We start from the raw sequence: 706 nt of genomic DNA on the forward strand, positions 1-706 counted from the left end.
TTAAAAATAAATTTTAATTGCCCACTGTCTTATAGGCCCAAGAAATTTCCCAAGTTCGTTACCTTTTTCTGTTATTTTGACTGGCTACTCAGGGATCACATTGCGTAAAACAACTCCATACTCTTCTAATTTCTTTCATTCTTTCCGTTGGCATCCGTTTACTTAAGTCCGGGATAAGTGTATTAATCTCTCTCACTAAAACGTTTTGGGCCACTTAATAAAACATATATAATTTAGCCCGTTCTTCAATCAAAATATTCACTCCCATTACTTAGTTACAAAATATTTCTTATGTACTTATTGTAATCTGACGAGAATTTATTTTAAAGCAAATAGTTTAATAAAACACACTGTAGGTGATTTGGTTAAAAATTTGACATAAATTAATTGGCATTAAAAGTTGAAGCTAAATAATGGTAAAAAAATGTGAATTAAATGAAAGTGAAAATAGAATGGGGAAAAGAAAGTCTAATAATTCTTTAGCTTTCCCCTGATATACCAATTCAGTAAATAATCATACAACATCTGAAATCAAGCTTATTTTCTTTTGAATAGCAAATTTAACTTTTTCATCGCAGACTTCTAATAAACTTTCGAACAGTATTAGTTTTGCATTTAGTTCATTGCTCCTTTTCACTAACTACATCAGTTTGTTTGATATTATCAATCATTTTCGGTATCAATTGCTTCATTAATAACGAAATAG

The 706-nt window shown here is 29.3% G+C and carries 1 pseudogene; it reads right to left on the reverse strand.

The annotated features are described in order from the left end of the window. Positions 1-233 (reverse strand): annotated as a pseudogene (locus CN514_RS26340) (winged helix-turn-helix transcriptional regulator); the annotation flags it as partial. Positions 234-706 lie beyond the last annotated feature (473 nt).

The organism is Bacillus sp. AFS001701 (assembly GCF_002559405.1).
In the GTDB taxonomy this organism is placed as follows: domain Bacteria; phylum Bacillota; class Bacilli; order Bacillales; family Bacillaceae_G; genus Gottfriedia.